The organism is Deinococcus sp. AB2017081, from assembly GCF_034440735.1.
Taxonomy (GTDB): Bacteria; Deinococcota; Deinococci; order Deinococcales; family Deinococcaceae; genus Deinococcus; species Deinococcus rufus.
Genome location: NZ_CP140098.1, coordinates 1796588 through 1812406 on the forward strand (window position 1 = coordinate 1796588; position 15819 = coordinate 1812406).

The 15819-nt window shown below is 70.6% G+C and carries 16 protein-coding genes; 8 read left to right on the top strand and 8 right to left on the bottom strand.

The window, feature by feature from the left end; all coding sequences use genetic code 11:
• The first annotated feature begins 26 nt into the window (after positions 1-26).
• Positions 27-1712 carry a diguanylate cyclase domain-containing protein gene (locus U2P90_RS08720; protein WP_322474612.1) on the top strand — a complete coding sequence of 562 codons (1686 nt, stop codon included), beginning with the start codon at positions 27-29 and terminating at the stop codon, positions 1710-1712.
• Positions 1713-1735: 23 nt separating this feature from the next.
• Positions 1736-2137 (top strand): 2Fe-2S iron-sulfur cluster-binding protein, encoded by a 402-nt coding sequence (locus U2P90_RS08725; RefSeq protein ID WP_322474613.1) that lies wholly within the window; start codon positions 1736-1738, stop codon positions 2135-2137.
• Between the two features lie 12 nt (positions 2138-2149).
• Here U2P90_RS08725 and U2P90_RS08730 read toward each other — a convergent pair whose 3' ends face one another.
• From U2P90_RS08730 to U2P90_RS08745, 4 genes are read right to left on the bottom strand one after another with little or no spacing between them, the layout of a single operon-like run.
• Complete coding sequence (locus U2P90_RS08730) at positions 2150-2944, bottom strand: DUF421 domain-containing protein (protein ID WP_322474614.1); 795 nt, start codon at positions 2942-2944, stop codon at positions 2150-2152.
• Positions 2941-3132 carry a hypothetical protein gene (locus tag U2P90_RS08735; RefSeq protein WP_295817570.1) on the bottom strand — a complete coding sequence of 64 codons (192 nt, stop codon included), beginning with the start codon at positions 3130-3132 and terminating at the stop codon, positions 2941-2943. Before U2P90_RS08735 ends, U2P90_RS08730 begins: the two co-directional genes overlap by 4 nt.
• Before the next feature lie 34 nt (positions 3133-3166).
• On the bottom strand, positions 3167-4201 hold the full coding sequence (mltG, locus tag U2P90_RS08740) for an endolytic transglycosylase MltG (protein ID WP_295817573.1): 1035 nt from the start codon (positions 4199-4201) through the stop codon (positions 3167-3169).
• Positions 4198-5160 (bottom strand): carbohydrate kinase family protein, encoded by a 963-nt coding sequence (locus U2P90_RS08745; RefSeq protein ID WP_322474615.1) that lies wholly within the window; start codon positions 5158-5160, stop codon positions 4198-4200. The genes mltG and U2P90_RS08745 overlap by 4 nt, the downstream gene beginning before the upstream one ends.
• Positions 5161-5982: 822 nt before the next feature.
• Here U2P90_RS08745 and U2P90_RS08750 point away from each other — a divergent pair.
• Positions 5983-7308, top strand: coding sequence for a sensor histidine kinase (locus tag U2P90_RS08750; RefSeq protein WP_322474616.1), 1326 nt, complete (start codon positions 5983-5985; stop codon positions 7306-7308).
• Between the two features lie 7 nt (positions 7309-7315).
• On the opposite strand, the gene U2P90_RS08755 is transcribed toward U2P90_RS08750, so the two are convergent.
• From U2P90_RS08755 to U2P90_RS08765, 3 genes are all read right to left on the bottom strand, one after another.
• Positions 7316-8998, bottom strand: coding sequence for a long-chain fatty acid--CoA ligase (locus U2P90_RS08755; protein WP_322474679.1), 1683 nt, complete (start codon positions 8996-8998; stop codon positions 7316-7318).
• Between the two features lie 143 nt (positions 8999-9141).
• A complete protein-coding gene (locus U2P90_RS08760; RefSeq protein ID WP_322474617.1) occupies positions 9142-9321 on the bottom strand; it encodes a hypothetical protein in 180 nt (59 codons plus the stop codon).
• Positions 9322-9561: 240 nt separating this feature from the next.
• Positions 9562-9990, bottom strand: coding sequence for a RuvX/YqgF family protein (locus tag U2P90_RS08765; RefSeq protein WP_322474618.1), 429 nt, complete (start codon positions 9988-9990; stop codon positions 9562-9564).
• Between the two features lie 44 nt (positions 9991-10034).
• Here U2P90_RS08765 and U2P90_RS08770 point away from each other — a divergent pair, with 44 nt between their 5' ends.
• Positions 10035-10820, top strand: a complete 786-nt coding sequence (locus U2P90_RS08770) for an enoyl-CoA hydratase-related protein (protein WP_322474619.1) — start codon at positions 10035-10037, stop codon at positions 10818-10820.
• Between the two features lie 69 nt (positions 10821-10889).
• Here the strand turns inward: U2P90_RS08770 and U2P90_RS08775 are convergent, their stop codons facing one another.
• Positions 10890-11462 carry a hypothetical protein gene (locus tag U2P90_RS08775; RefSeq protein ID WP_322474620.1) on the bottom strand — a complete coding sequence of 191 codons (573 nt, stop codon included), beginning with the start codon at positions 11460-11462 and terminating at the stop codon, positions 10890-10892.
• A gap of 113 nt (positions 11463-11575) precedes the next feature.
• On the opposite strand from U2P90_RS08775, the gene U2P90_RS08780 reads away from it, so the two are divergent.
• The 4 genes from U2P90_RS08780 (at position 11576) to U2P90_RS08795 (ending at position 15790) form a co-directional block, all read left to right on the top strand.
• Positions 11576-12718, top strand: coding sequence for an XdhC family protein (locus U2P90_RS08780; protein WP_322474621.1), 1143 nt, complete (start codon positions 11576-11578; stop codon positions 12716-12718).
• A gap of 64 nt (positions 12719-12782) precedes the next feature.
• Complete coding sequence (locus tag U2P90_RS08785) at positions 12783-13361, top strand: hypothetical protein (protein ID WP_322474622.1); 579 nt, start codon at positions 12783-12785, stop codon at positions 13359-13361.
• Positions 13362-13370: 9 nt separating this feature from the next.
• Positions 13371-14375: a 4Fe-4S binding protein gene (locus tag U2P90_RS08790; RefSeq protein WP_322474623.1), complete on the top strand. Its 1005-nt coding sequence runs from the start codon at positions 13371-13373 to the stop codon at positions 14373-14375.
• On the top strand, positions 14372-15790 hold the full coding sequence (locus U2P90_RS08795) for a D-alanyl-D-alanine carboxypeptidase (protein WP_322474624.1): 1419 nt from the start codon (positions 14372-14374) through the stop codon (positions 15788-15790). The genes U2P90_RS08790 and U2P90_RS08795 overlap by 4 nt, the downstream gene beginning before the upstream one ends.
• Positions 15791-15819 lie beyond the last annotated feature (29 nt).

The window sequence follows — 15819 nt, forward strand, 5'->3', positions numbered from 1 at the left end:
GACTGACGCGAGGTCACCTCTCCGTCATGAGCCGTCCGGTCAAGTCGTCTCCTCCAGGCACCCTGACACCCACCCAGGCTGTCCGGGCGACCTTCTGGGCGCGGCTGCTGATGCTGACCGCCGTGCTCGTCACCCAGATGCTGACGGTGGTGGTGGTGCTGTGGAGTGACCGCCAGCACGCAGAGGGCACGCTCCGTGCCGAGGCGACCCGAACCATCGACCAGCTGACGCGGGTGGCCGCCGACAATGTGCGTGGCTACCTGCAGGGGCCAATCCAGATGGTGGGGCTGAACATCGAGCTGATCCGGGCCGGGCAACTCAGTGCCGGTGATCCGTCGAGTCTGAGTGTCACGTTCCAGACCATGCTCAATGCCATGCCGCAGCTCGGCGGTGTCCTTGCCGGGCATGACGACGGCCGCTTCACCTTTGCACGGCGCGACGGCCCCGGCGACGCGGGACGGTTCCTGCGCAGTATCGAGATCCGCCCGCGTCGCCAGGTCACGACCACGGTGCTCGATGCCCGTGGACGCGTGCTCTCGCAGAGTGCGGCCGACACCGCCTATGACCCGCGCACCCGCCCGTGGTACCGCGCGGCGGTGGCGCGCCCGGACACGACGGTGTGGACAGAACCCTACGTGTTCTCCTCCAGTGGCGAGCCGGGCGTGACGGTCGCCCGCGCGTTGACCGGTGGCCCGGACGGGACGGTCGTCCTGGGCGCTGACATCCAGTTGCGGCAGCTGGTCATGTTCCTGCAGGGCATCAAGATCAGCGCGAACGGACGGGCCTTCGTGACGGACGACGCCGGCCGCGCCATCGCGGCGTCTCGGGCATGGCCGGTGAGCGTCGCTGGCCGCGTTCCAGCGCTGACCGAGGTCGCCGATCAGCCGCTCAAGGCGCTGCTGGGGTCGTCGGCGCGGGTGGCGCCGGGCATCCGCACGTTCGTGGTGGCCGGGGAGCCGTACGCGGCGGTGGTGCGGCCGGTGCGGCTCGGCCCCGGGGTGGAATGGATGGTCGGGGTGTACGCTCCATCCAGGGATTTCACCGTGGGGCTGCAGCGCACCGATCGGCTGCGGCTGGCGACCATCCTGCTGACCTGCGTGCTGGGCAGCCTGCTCGCGTGGCCGCTGCTCGGCCGCGCCATCCGGCCCATGAGGGCGCTGCACCAGCAGGCGACCACGGATCCGCTGACCGGTCTGCACAACCGCGGGAGCTTCCTCGCGCAGCTCGACGAGGTGCTCGACGCCGCCTCTGACCGTGGCCTGGGTGGACGGCACCTGGGCGTGGCGATCTTCGATCTGGACGGATTCAAGGCCATCAACGACGTTCACGGCCACGCCGCCGGTGACGAGATGCTGCTCGCCGTCGGCGCCCGACTGCTCGCCGCGCTGCGTCCGGGGGACATCCTGGGCCGTCTGGGCGGTGACGAATTCGCGGTGCTGATCGATGGCGCGACCCGGGAGGAGGTCACGCTGCGGGTCGAGGGGGCCATCGCCGCCCTGGCCCGGCGCCCCGTCACCGTGGATCAGGCCGAGCACACCATCCGCGCGACCGCTGGATTGGCCTTCTTCGATCCCCGGGATCCGCTGATCACCCCGCTGCGGCGGACCTCTGTCATGGCCCGGGCCGATACGGCGCTCATCCGCGGGAAACGCCGCGAGAAGGGCCGGGTGTGGGTCGACGGAGAGAGCGTGATGGCCGGCGTCCTGATCTGAGTGTGGCGTGCCATCCTGGGCGCATGACTGGAACCGGGACGACAGACGACGTCATCAGCGTGCAGGTGGAGGGACTGGGGCCGGTGACGGCCCGCAGCGGACAGCGGCTGGTGCTGGCCCTGGAGGACGCCGGGACAGGCATCCTGCACCGCTGCGGCGGGGTGGCCCGCTGCACGACCTGCCGCGTGGAATTTCTGGAGGGTGAGCCAGACGCCATGACGGCCGCCGAGTTCGACAAGCTGACCGAGAAACAGCTGCTGGGTCAGGCCAGGCTGTCGTGCCAGATCGAGTGTGTGCCGGGCATGAGCGTGCGCGTGCTCCAGACGGCGGCCTCGACCGGTCTGGAACCGGGCAAGGCTCCGGCTGTGCACATCGAACCCGACCCGGTGTGGACGACCCGTCCCGGAGCATCCACCGAGGGCTGAGCGCCCACCCCGTTAGCGTTCGGACGCTCCTGGCGGGCCGCCGGAAGGGCCGTGGCCCGCGGCGTGGTCCGGGAGGGCGTCCTGCCCGGCGGATTCCCCCGGTGCCAGCGGATCGGTGGTGGCCAGCGTGAAGCCCTCGCCGCCGCAGGCACATGGCAACAGCGGGCGGTCGGCCTTCTGGACGGCGCCGCAGGATACGCACGCCACCTGTCCGGAGAGCGGTCGGCCCACCGGCAGCGGCGGCGGCGGCTCCAGATCCCACGGCGGCACGATCCCGAGGCCGGGCGGCGCGTCCCGGTCGTGGCAGAACACCGAGAGGTTGCCGTCCTGCTCGAAATACACCCGCTGCACTTCACCCAGCTGGCGAACCCCCTGCACCCGCAGCTGCTCGAACAGATCTTCCCGGCTCAGGCTGGCGCGGTCGAGCGCGGCGGGATGGATCACACCGTCACGGACGAGTTCCACCGGTTCGCCCTCGACAAAGGTCTCGACCCGCTCCGAGTGGATGACCAGCACAGAGAGCACCCGCTGCAGCACGACCACCAGTGCGAGCACCAGCATGGCGTGGATCAGCGGTACCTCCGGATAGAACATGGGGTCGCCGGCGGCCGAGCCCAGTCCGATCACGATGGCGAGTTCCAGCGGGCTCAGCTGCGCCAGGCCGCGTTTGCCGGTCACACGTAGCAGGAACACCAGCCACAGGAAGATGAACACGGTGCGGAACACGATCTCCAGCAGGAACAGGGGATCAGTGTCGCCCAGGAACATGCGCTGGAGTTCAAAGGGAACGATGTCCGACTCGCTCATGCGTGATCCACCTCGGGAGCCGGGCGGTCATCAGGCAGGCCCAGACCGGCCAGCACCCGCCGGACGCTCCACCCGGTCAGGGCACACAGGGCGGCCAGGGCGGCCTCGAAGGCCGGTGTGCCGGGGGGCTCGGTTCTCAGGGTCTGCCACAGCGCGTTGCGCCGCCGCAGGACGTCGGTGGGAGCCATGAGACGCAGTGTAGTCGGCGCCGGCCGCCGCCGGTCAGCGGTAGCGGGCCACGTCGCGCAGGTGGGCGGCGTAGTCGTGGTTCACATAGATCTTTCCGTCCAGGCCGTGCAGGAAGTACAGCGCGTCCCGGCCATCGCTCATCTTCAGCACCGGCTTCAGGACGCTGCGCAGCGCCGCCTGGCCTGGCGAGTTGATCGGCCCGGCCGGCAGGCCGTAGCGGGTGTAGGTGGAGTACGGGGTGTCCCGGATGAAGTCCCCGGCGCTGCGGTCGAGCTCCGGCAGATCCTTGCCCAGTCCGTAGGCCACGGTGGGATCGCTGCCCAGTTTGATGTTCTGCTTCAGACGGTTCAGGAAGACGCCGGCCACCACGGGCATCTCGGCGTCGTTGGCAGCCTCGGCCTGCACCATGCTCGCCAGGATCACCCACCCGCGCACGTCCAGTCCCTCGGCCTTCGCAGCCGCGACATTGGCCGGTGTGAACTCGCGTGACATGCGGTCGAGCATGGTCTGAACCATGACGCGCGGCGATTCCTTGGGCCGGAAGGCGTAGGTGTCCGGGAACACGAAGCCCTCGAGATCCGGCTGCTTGCCACGGGCGTAGGCGCTCAGCGCCTCGTCCTTCAGCACCGCCTGGATCGCCGCGCCGTCAAAGCCGGCCTTCTGGAAGATGGCGGGCATGTCGCGGATGCGCCGGCCCTCGGGCACGGTGACATTCACCGTGGGCAGACGCGCCGGCCCGGCCAGCTTCGCGGCGACCTGCTCGGCGGTCATGGTGCCGGTCAGGTCGTACAGGCCTTCCTTAAGTTTACCGGCGGTGCCGTCCCGATCCATCACGTAGCGCAGGACGCGGGCGTTCTTCACGATGCCCTTCTGCTCCAGGGTGCGGGCCACGCCCGGCAGGGAGTCACCAGCCTGCACCTCCAGCGTGTACGGTGCGCCGCCGGCCGGGCCGAACAGCGACCGGACATACAGGAAGGCTCCCAGCGCCCCACCGGCGATGAGCAGCAGCAGTGCCAGCAGCGCCCACACCCACCACGGCACCCGGCGGCGACCGCCCAGGCGCGTCACGCCGGCTCCTGGACGCTGGCCGCGCGGGCCAGGCGGGCACGCAGGTCGTCATCGGCCGGGGCGCGGGCCCCAAAACGCGACACGACCCAGCCACCCACCTGCACCGCCAGGTGCGCGGCCCGCCGGGGATCGCCGTGACGCAGCCACCCGGCCAGGAAGGCCCCGCCAAAGGCGTCACCGGCCCCGGTCGCGTCGATCAGCGGATCACGGGTCGCGGCCACCTGCAAGCGGGGGCAGTCCGGCCCCTCGATCATCACGCCGTCCTCGTCCATCTTCAGCACCACCAGGGCGTGGGGGTAGCGCTCCCGCAACCAGCCCATCGCAGCGTCCGGGTGGCGCTCGCCGCTCATGGCACGCGCCTCGTCGTCGTTCGGGAAGATCACGTCGAAGGGCACGTCGTCCACGATCTTCAGGAAGGACTCGCGGCCCAGCTGCTGGATCATCTGGAAGGAGCCCGGATCGAGGCTCAGGGTCGCGCCGGCCGTGGTCGCAGCGTGAGCCGCCTGGAGCGCCGCCGCGCGGGGCGGGTCGCGGAACAGGCTCCATGCCGTCAGGTGGAGGTGCCGGGCTCCGCGCAGCACGTCCAGCGGCAGGTCGCCCGGCAGCAGCTCCCAGTCGGCCCCTTGCCCGGTCAGCATGGCGCGCTGTCCCCGTCGGTCGATCAGCGCCAGGATCACGCCCGTCGGGTGCTGGTCACTCAGGGTCAGGGCCGTGTGGACACCCTCGGCCTGGAGTTCGGCCGTGGCCAGTTCCCCGAACCGGTCGCGGCCGATCTTGCCGACGAAGGTCGCTGGATACGCGCAGCGCTGTGCCCACACGGCCACATTTGCCGCGCTCCCCCCGCCGGACAGTTCCATGCGGCCAGTCGTGTCGCCGCCGGGCAGCAGCATGGTGTCGGGTTTGGCGAGCACGTCCCAGGCAAGGTCGCCCAGCGAGACGAGGGAAGTACGGTCAGTCATGGTCAGGGCGCAGCATACCGTCCGGCAGGGGGGATTCGGTGTCCCTGCCCGCAGCTCCCGGCCTGGCGGTAAGCTGACCATGCGCGTATGTTGCAGTCGATCCCTGGTTCCCTCTCCCCACAGCACCTACGGACACTGCTGGAACGAACCCGTGACCGGCCAGACGATGTCGTGCGGGAGGCCCGTGACCTGCTCCCGGCCGCGCGGGCCAGCGGCAACCGCGCGGCGCTGGTGGGTGTCCTGACGGCGCTGGGGTCTGGTCTGTTGAGGGCCGGGGCACATGACGAGGCCCGCACCACCCTGGATGAGGCGCTGTTGACTGCATCCGGTGACCTTGAGAGCGAGGCCGTGGTGCTCATACAGCGACTGGCCCTATTCCTCCTGCTGGGAGAGAGCAGTACGATTACTGAAGACGCGGAGAGGTTGGCCACCAGTGTAGGCGCGTTGACCTACTCAAGATACCAGTCCATGGCATTGCGCCTGCTGGCCGCCACCAAGCATCGGAGTGGTCATTTTGATGACGCACTGAGTCTTTTGGAACGAGCGAGACAGATCGCGCTGCGGCACGAGGATCGCAATGAACTGTGTATCATTGCTGTCAACTCATCAAGTTTGTTGGCTGAAAGTGGAGATAACCCTCGGGCCCTGACGTGTTTGCACGAGGCCCTGGCTTATGCAGACACGCCTCAGGCGATGACTACCATTCAAACTCAGTACGCCTGTCTCTATACTGCTCTTGGGCAGTTTGAGAGGGCAATAAGCGTCATTGATGATTATCTTGATGAGCGGTCGCTAGAGTATCTTCTGGAGCGAGATAAGAACATGTTGCTTGACCGTGCAGATTCGTTGGCTGGATTGGGTCGACGAGACGATGCGATCAATCTGATCCTGCGCTATGGTCTGCATCTCGATAGTGGTTTACGTATTTCTGGATCGGCACGTGACACCCTGGGAACGCTCTATGGCCTCCAGGGGCGCACGGCCGAGGCGCGTGAACTGCTGCTGTCAGGTCTTGAATGTTTTCGCCGTGCCGAGATGCGCCATGCCACGCTTCATGCTCTGCTGAACTTAGCTGAACTCGAACTTCCACATGACCCGCAGCTGAGCCTGCATTACACCCAACTCTACGACCAGCAGGTGAATGGTCTCCCGCCGGAGCGGCTCCAGGTTCGTGCACTGCGCCTCCGTTCACAGGCGCACGCGGCACTCGGGGATTACCAGACGGCGTACGAACTCGGCGAGCAGTACCACGTCATCCAGGAACCGCTGAACCGGCGGCAGGAGCAGCAGCGGATCGAGGTCGCGCTGGCGGAACTGGAGCACGAACACACGCAGGCGCTGGCCCGTATCCAGCGGGACGCCCTGCGTGATGCCCGCGCCGAGGTCGCTGAGCTGCACGCCCATCTGGAAACCCGCGTCGCGCAGCGCACGCACGAACTCCAGACGGCCAACGAGGAACTGCGGGCCTTTGCAAGGTCCGTGAGCCATTACCTGCGGACGCCCATGCAGCTCATCCTGGGCCACGCGACCATGCTGGGCCTGCTCCCGCCGGAGCAGCAGGCGCGCTCGACCGACGTGATCGTCGAATCGACCGAGCGCATGGCCGAGGTACTCGACGGCCTGCTGGCGTACGCCACGCGGGATGCCGTGCCGCTGGAAGTGGCCGACGTGAACCTCACCGACACGGTGCAGTCCGCGTGGGATGACCAGGTGAGCGCCGGGACGTCGGTGAGCCTGGAGGTGGGGACGCTGCCGACGGTGCGGGGCGATTCCGCCGCGCTGCGGGTGGTGTTCGGAAACCTGCTGCACAACGCCGTGAAGTTCACGGGTGCTCAGCACTGTCCCCAGGTGCAGGTCATGGCCCGCCCCGTGCCGGGCGGCACCGAGATCGAGGTGCGCGACAACGGGGTGGGCTTCGATCCCCGGGACAGCACCCGGCTGTTCGGCGCGTTCACCCGCCTGCCCACCGTCACGCGCTTCGAGGGCCTGGGCCTGGGGCTGGCCGACGTGTGGCGGATCGTGATCGCGCATGGCGGGCATGTCCGTGCCGAGGGCCGCCCCGGCGTGGGCGCGTCGTTCTTCGTGACCCTTCCGCTGGGCGGCGAGGCATCAGCCTCGTCGCCCGAGTCGGCGCAGACTCCGGCCTGAACCCGCGTCAGGCGTCGTCGCGCTGGGGGAAGGTCTGCTGGCCGTAGCCGCGGTATTCCTCGCGCAGTTCGCGTTTCAGGAATTTCCCGGTAGCTCCGATCGGAATGCTGTCGGTCAGCACGGTGGCGTCGGGCAGCCACCACTTGGCGAACTTCGGCGCGATGAAGGTCATCAGTTCCTCGTGCGTGACCGTCTGGCCGGGGCGCGGCACGACGACCGCCAGGGGCCGCTCGTCCCAGCGGGGATCGTCCATGGCGATCACGGCGCATTGCGCGACCGCCGGATGCGCCATGATGGCGTTCTCCAGATCCACCGAGCCGATCCACTCGCCGCCGGACTTGATCAGATCCTTGCTGCGATCCTGGATGTGCATGTAGCCGCGTTCGTCCAGCGTGGCGATGTCGCCCGTGTCGAACCACTCCTTGCCGCCCAGCCGGAAGAAGTTGGCCTGCCCCTCGCCCTTGAAGTAGCTGCTCGCGACCCACGGCCCGCGCGTGAGCAGGCGGCCCATGGTCTTGCCGTCGTGCGGCAGGACGTTCCCGTCGTCGTCGATGAGTTCCAGTTCGATCAGGGGCACGGTGCGGCCCTGCTTGGCCCGCAGCGCGTAGCCCTCGTCGCTGGTCGGATCGACGCCGGCGGGCACCGAACTCGCCGTGCCCAGCGGGTGCGTCTCGGTCATGCCCCACGCGTGCAGGAGGTGCAGGCCGTGGCGCTCCTCGAAGGCGCGGATCAGGCTCTCGGGCGCGGCGCTGCCGCCCACGATCAGGCTGGTCAGGGCGTGCAGGTCGTAGGGCGTTCCAGCCGACTTCGCGCGGTCGAGTTCACCCAGCAGGCCCATCCAGATCGTCGGGACGCCCGCCGTGATCGTCACGCGCTCGTCCTGCAGCAGGCGGGCCAGGTTCGGGCCGTCACTGAAGACCCCGGCGTACACCTGCTGGGCCCCGTACATCGCGCAGGTGTAGGGCAGGCCCCACGCGTTCACGTGGAACATCGGCACGATCGGCAGCACCGTGTCGGCCTCGCCCACGTTCAGGCAGTCCTTGGGAGCACACGCCAGCGAGTGCAGCACCGTCGAGCGGTGCGAGTACACCACGCCCTTGGGATTCCCGGTCGTGCCGCTGGTGTAGCACATGGCCGCCGCCTCGTTCTCCTGCAGGTCGGTCAGCGGTGCGGCCGGCTCGCTGCCCTCCACGAAGGCGTCGTAGTCCAGCACCCCCGGAATCGGCTGTGGGGTCGGCCCCATGACGATGATGTGCTCCAGCGCGGGGCACGCGGCCTTCAGGGCGGGGATCATCGCGGCGAACACGTTCTCGATGATCAGCACGCGATCCTCGGCGTGGTTCAGGATCCACGCGACCTGCTCCGGGTGCAGGCGGATATTGACGGTGTGCAGCACCAGCCCGGCGCTGGGAACGCCCAGGTAGGCCTCCAGATGCCGGAAGGAATTGACGGCCAGGGTCGCCACGCGGTCGCCGCGCCGGAGGCCCAGGCCGGTCAGACCGCCGCCGAGCCTCAGGGCACGCTCGGCCACGTCGCCGTAGGTCGTGCGGTGCTGCCTGGGAACGGGATTGCCCTTCTCGTCGCGACCGGCCACCAGCAGGCTCACGATCTCGCGGTGGCGATACAGGGTGCGGGCACGTTCCAGGATGAACGGCACCGTGAGCTGGACATCCATCATGCTGCCCATCATTCCGACGTGATCCATACCATTGACCTCCGGACAGAGACAGGGCCGGGCGGCCCACATCCGGGCCGACGGCACTTCGACGCTGTCTGTGCGGCGAGTATAGGCGACGGACTGCGGTGGGGAAGGGTGTCAGTGGTTGGGCAGTCTCAACGCTTCACCGGCTCCGGTGGCCGGGCCTGGGCCCCACCCTGCCGGGGTCGCGGCCCCACCGGCACCGGAACACCGGCGCTCCCCTCGCCACCCTCGCGTCCGTTCCGGCGTGGATACGTGATCTCCAGCCGGCGGTCGGCGCGGCGCAGCAGCCAGTCGTTCAGTTCGCGCAACATGCCCCAGCGTGCGCCGATCTGTGGCACGAATCAAGCGCAGACCAGCTGGCCAGTTCGTTCCGGCATCACCTCGCGGAATCGGAGTCGGTGTTGCCCCGCCCGGCCGCGTCGAGGCTGGCCTGTCACTGAACCACGGCAGGGCCGGCATCGACGTGTCCCAGCAGTCGGGAGCCTGGAAGGCTGGCACGCAGCCGGGACAGGTGTCTCAGAACGGAGATCAGCCACGTGGGCCGGGCTGCATCACGCTTCATCGTCGGCCTCTGCCTCGGCTGGAGCCTGCGCGGCGAGGCGCTGGAGGTACAGCTCCAGGATCTGCACGGCCGCCGCCTCGTCCAGGTCGGTCGCGCCCAGCTCGCGGGCCCGGCGGGTGGTGAAGCGCTCGTCCTGGAACTCGACCGTGTAGCCCTGGTCGGTCAGGATGCGCCCGAAGGCGCGGGCCCGGTCGGCCGCCGGACTGGGTGCCCCGTCCGTCCGCAGCGGCAGCCCCAGCAGCAGCGTGCCCGCGCCGGTTTCACGCACCTTCAGGCGGATGGCCTTGAGGTCGATGGGCAGCCGCCGCCGATCCACGCTGCCGCGTCCGAAGGCCAGCGAGCCCGCGCTGACCGCGAAGCCGATCCGGGACTTGCTGACGTCCAGCGCCAGGATGGGAGCGGGGGAGGGGGTCGCCACGCGCGGAGTGTAGCAGCGCTGCCCGTGGCGCTACGCTGGGCGGCATGACCCCGAGTGACGTCCTGCTGGTGGAGACCGTGAACGGTGTCCGCACCCTGACCCTGAACCGCCCGGATCGCCTGAACGCCGCGAACGACGAGCTGCTGTACGCCCTGACGGACGCCCTGAAGGCGGCCGATGCCGACGACGCCGTGCGCGTGGTCGTGATCACCGGGGCCGGGCGCGGCTTCTGTGCCGGGCAGGATCTGGGCGGCGTGTCGGGGCGCGACATGAGCTTCACCGAGCACCTGAACGCCACCTACAACCCGCTGATCCGCACCATGCGTGGGCTGGGCAAGCCGGTCATCACCGCCGTGAACGGCGTGGCCGCCGGGGCCGGGGCGAGTCTCGCGCTGGCGGGCGACCTGCGGCTGTGGGCCCAGGGGGCGCGCCTGATCGAGGTCTTCTCGAACATCGCCCTGGTTCCGGATTCGGGCAGCACGTGGTTCCTGCCGCGTCTGGTCGGCTACAGCCGCGCCTTCGAGCTTATGGCGCTGGCCGACACCGTGAGCGCCACCGAGGCCCTGCGCCTGGGCCTGTGCGAACAGGTCTACCCGGACGAGACCTTCCTGGCCGATGTCCAGGCCTACGCCGAGCGCCTCGCCGCCCGGCCCGCGAACGCCCTGAAGCTCACCAAGCAGGCGCTGAACGCGGCCATGACCAGCTCGCTGGACGCCGCGCTGGACACGGAGGCCGAACTCCAGCAGCTCGCGGGCGACCACTGGGAGCATGCCGAGGGCGTGAGTGCCTTCAAGGAGAAGCGTGCCCCGGACTTCCGCCGGGACGGCTGAGCCCGGTCGATCCCACCGGCAGACGGACGCCGCCCGACTCGACATGAGCGGGCGGCGTCCGTCACGGCACTATTTGTCCAGCGGGTCGTTGTGGCCCTTCATCGCGTCGGCCTGTCCGACGGTGTTCTCGCGGCGCTGGGGATCGCGGCCCGCCTCGTTGCCCATGCTGGCGGTGTCCTTGCCGGGTTCAAGCAGCTCGTCGCTGTGCTGTACAGTGGGATCGGGCGTGGTGCTGGCTGTGGTCTTGGTGTCGTCGTGGGGCATGGGAGCCACCTCCGGTGGGGTGTAGGGTGCCGCGCTGTGGGCGACGGTGCCGGTCGGCGCGGCGGTCGTGGTGGGCGGGGTCACGCGGCCGGGCGCGGCGCTGACCTCGTCGTCCGGGAGGTCGCCCAGCTCCTCGATCAGGCGCTCGCGGGCCCGGATCTCGTCCTCGATCCGGCCGATGTAGTCGCGGATGCCCTGGAGCACCTCGACCTCGGCCCCGGCGTGGTAGGAGCGGCCCAGCCGGGCATACAGACCGTCGAGTTCGCGGCCCAGCTGGAAGACCTCCACGCGCAGGCGGGCGACGTGCGCCACTTCCTCGCCGCGCCGCTGGACGCGCTCCGCGCCGCGTCTGACCGTGTTCAGGATGCTGTCGAGCATGCCCCAGTATGCGCTCCAGTGCCCTGAACCCGGTGAGGGGGCGTTTAGGAATGGGCGTGGCCGTGAGGCACTCGACCTTCCTCCAACCGGCCCGGCGCTACAGTGACGCCACCATGAACGCTGCCGAGACCCGTGCGCTGCTGCTCGCCCTGACCGCCGCCCTGAGCCGTGGGCAGGGTGCGGCGATCGCCACCGTGGTCGGCGTGCACGGCAGCGCGTACCGCCGCGAGGGCACCCGCATGCTGGTCTTGGACGACGGCGCGCAGGTGTGCATGCTCTCGGGCGGCTGCCTGGAGGCCGAGGTCGTCGAGGTCGCGCTGGAGGTCATCCGCACGGGCGTGCCGACCGTCACGCACTACGACCTCTCGGAGGACGCCACGTGGGGCCTGGGGATCGGCTGCGGCGGCAGCGTGGACGTGCGGGTGGAGCGCGTGAACAGCGGCGATCCGGCCACCGCCGCGTGGCTGGCCGCGCTGGAGGCCGGCGAGCTGGCCGCGCTGGTCGTGCCGCTGGACGGTCACGGCCAGCTGCTGCTGCGTCCGGACGGGAGCATGGTGGGCGACCTCCCTCCCCATATCCGCGAGTTTGCCCGGCAGGCGGCGCTGGAACGGCTGACACAGCTCGAACCCCGCGCCGTCACCCTGCGTGCCCCGGACGGCACGCCGGTGTTCATCGACGTGAGCACACCCCCGCCGCAGCTCGTGCTGTACGGCGCAGGCCACGACGCCATCCCGCTCGCCACCCAGGCGCACGCGCTGGGCTACGACGTCCACGTCATCGACCCCCGTGACGCGTACCTGACGCCCGGCCGTTTTCCCGGCGCGACCCTGCACGACCTGGCCCCGGAGGATCTGGCGACGTTCACGCCGGCCGGCCGGGCGCATCTGGTCATCATGAACCATCACCTCGACCGCGACCGGGTGTGTCTGGCCCACGCGCTGCGATCGGGGGCGCCGTATGTGGGGGTGCTCGGCCCGCGCAGCCGCGCCCGCGACCTGCTGGCCGCGCTGGAGGCGGAGGGCGAGACCTTCACGCCGGAACAGCTCGCCCGCCTGCGCTCGCCCATCGGGCTGCGGCTGGGTGCCGAGGCCCCCGAGGAAGTCGCCATGAGCATCTTGGCGGAACTCATGGCGTGGCGGCGGGGCTACGACGGATCGTTCCTGAGCGGGCACGACGGCCGGATTCACGACGCGCAGACCCACGCCGAGGCCCCGACGCCGCTGGGGCGCGACGTGGCCGCTCCGGCGGGATCGTAGGCGCACGAAGCACGGCTGTCCTCCCATTCAGCGGATCGTCAGCGCCGGCCGGTATCGTCAGGTCATGTCTGACCGCCGTGTCCGGCTTGGCAGGGCGCTGCGCCGGATGGTGCTGGCGGGTGTCCTGCTGCCCGGTGTGCTGCTGACTGGCGCGGCCGATGCCCATCCCCGCCCAGGGCCGCCCGCGCCCCCGGCTCCCGAGACTGTGGGCTTCGCGCAGCTGCAGCGGGTGCTGACGGCGGCGCGGGCGGTGGTGGTGACGCTGCGGGCCGGGCCGGTGCGGGCGGCCCCCGGCGGACAGCGTTTCGTGACGCTGCTCTCGGGGGGGCAGGCAGTGGCGCGGCTGGCGGTGCGGCCGGACGGCACCCTGGCGGCGCTGCCCGGCGGGCCGGTGCGCCCGGTGCCGCTGCCGACCACAGCTCTGACCCCGGCCCAGTCCGCCCAGCTGAACACCCGGATCGCGGCGCTGATTCTGTCGGGTGCGGTGCAGGTCACGCCCGGCGACTACCGGGTGCCGCTGCTGTCCGGCGGGGTGGTCGTGGCGGTGCTGCGCCTTGACCGCGAGACCCTGAAGGTGCGCCCGGACGGGCCGCCCGGACCCAGTGGCGGGCCGCGACCGCCGCGTGGGCCGGTCGGCAGGTAGACTCTGCCCATGCTGCAAGGCGTGCTCACCCGCCTGGATGAATCCGGCACCCCTGTCCCCCGCTACACGGCGCCCCGCTGTCTGCTGGAGCGGCAGGCGGTGGGCGGCTGCGACGCCTGCCACAGCGCGTGTCCGCACGAGGCCGTGCAGCTGGGCATGCTCGGGAATTCCATCAGCATCGACCCCGACCGCTGCACCGGCTGCGGCCTGTGCGTGCAGGCGTGCCCGACCGGGGCGCTGGAATACAGCCTGGAAGCTCCGCTTCAGAGCGTTCATGACCAGAAGAGTGCCGGCGACGAGGGGGCCAGCCTGACGTGTTCGCGCAGCGGGGCGGGCGGCCCGTCGGTTCTGTGTCTGGGCCGCGTGACCCCGGCCCTGGTCGCGGCGTCTGGCGCGTGGGGCACGCCGCTGCAGCTGATCCACGGCGAGTGCGCCACGTGCCCGGTCGGCTCGCCGGTCGTGCCTGAACGCCTGTTGGATGTGGTCGCGCAGGCGCAGACGCTGCGGGCTCCCACCGGCCAGCCCGCGCAGGTGACCGTGCGGCCCGCCACCCCCGCCGACGCCGAGCGGGCCGTGCGCGTGTCGCGGCGCGGGGCCTTCACGGCGCTGCTGCGCGTGGGCAAACAGGGCCTGGCCCACGCGCTGCCCGAGTCGCCGCTGCCGTTCCTGGACTGGAGCGTGCCGGAAGACCGCACCCCGCAGGAATGGCGGTGGCGACGGCTCGCCCTGAAACCCGCCCCGCCCGAGACGGCGGCCGTGCCATGGCCCGCGCCCATCGTGGATGACACCTGCATCGACTGCCCGGTGTGCGCCAACGTGTGCCCCACCGAGGCGATCACCCGCGACCTGCAACCCGACGGCGGCGTGCGGCTGCTGCTGAACCTGTCGGCGTGCACGGGCTGCATGGGCTGCCTGCGCTCGTGCCCCCCACAGGCCATCCATGAGCAGCGCGAGTGGCTGCCGGCGGCATTCCAGGCACCGCTGCTGCTGCGTGAAAGCGACTCGGTGATGTGACGGCTTCCGTTCTCCTGCGCTCCGCCGCCCTGGCGGCCCTGTCGATGCTGCCGGGGCCTGTGGCCTCGGCCCCGGCGCGGCAGGCCGATCCGGTCGCCCTGACCCTGCACCGCGCCGCTGCTCCTGATCCGGCCGTCCGTGCCGCTTTGCGCGGGCTGCCGCCAGATATCCGCACCGGCCTGCACGTGATCGACCTGACGACCGGACACGTGCTCGACGAACTCGATCCCGATACGGCGCTGATTCCCGCCAGCCTCATGAAGGTCGTGACGGCGGCCGGTGTCCTGACCGACCGGGGCGGGGCCGGGGGCTGGTGGAGCACCGAACTCACCGTGCCCGCCGCCCAGGTCGGTCAGGCCCGCGTGACCACCCTGACCCTGCGCGGCAGCGGCGATCCCACCCTGGAGGCCACGCACGGCCCGTACAGTCTGCGGGCGCTGGCAGTCCAGGCGCGGGCCCACGGCCTCCGCAGCGTGGCCCGCGTGCGACTTGCGGATCAGACCCTGGAGGGTCAGGCGTGGGCCGACGGGCCGCTCGGGGTGCCCATGCCCGCCCTGACGCTGGCCAGGTGGCAGGGCGACCTGCCGACGGATGCCGCGTCGGCCCGCCAGCGCCTTGGCCGCGCCCTGATCGCGGAACTCCGCCGCGCCGGGGTGAGTGTCGGGTCAGAGGTGGTGGAGTCGGCCCCCGTAGAAGCCTCGGCCTCCGTTCCGGTCGCTGTCCCTGGGGATGGCGCCGGGGACACCTCCAGCCCCCCGGAGCCGCTGGTGCCGCTGGCCCGACGCCCCGAGCAGGGGATCGCCAGCGTGCGGTCTGGATCGCCCACGGCGGTGCTCGCCGCCACCCTGCGCCCCAGCGATAACCTGCTGGCCGAGGCACTGCTGGCAACCCTGGCCCGCCGTCCGGCGGCCCCTGGACGCCACGCCGACGCCCTGACCCGCCTCCGGGCCACCCTGCGCCGCATGCACGTCGATCTGAGCGGCGTGTCGCTGCACGACGGCAGCGGTCTGGATCGCCGCAACCGCCTGACGCCCCGCGCTGTGACCACGCTGCTGCAGACCCTGTATGACGTGCCCTATGCCGCGCCGGGCACGGCTGCCCCGCCTGCCGACGTGTACCGGACGCGCCGGAACGCCTTCGCGGAGCTGCTCCCGCAGGCTGGCACCGGCGAGACTGTGCCCCGGCACGACGGGCGCGGCGGCACCCTGGCCCTGCGCCTGCGCGGCAGCGGCCTGGACGTGCGGGCCAAGACCGGCACCCTGCCCGGCGTGAGTGCCCTGGCGGGGTACGTCACCGGCCACAGCGGCCATACCCTGGCCTTCGCGGTCATCATGAATGGCCCTCCCAGCTCACCGATCCTCACCCTCAGGGCCGTGCAGGACGAATTCGTGCGTGCGCTGGCCTCCGCATACTGACGGCGACCTCAGGCCCTACACTGGGCGCG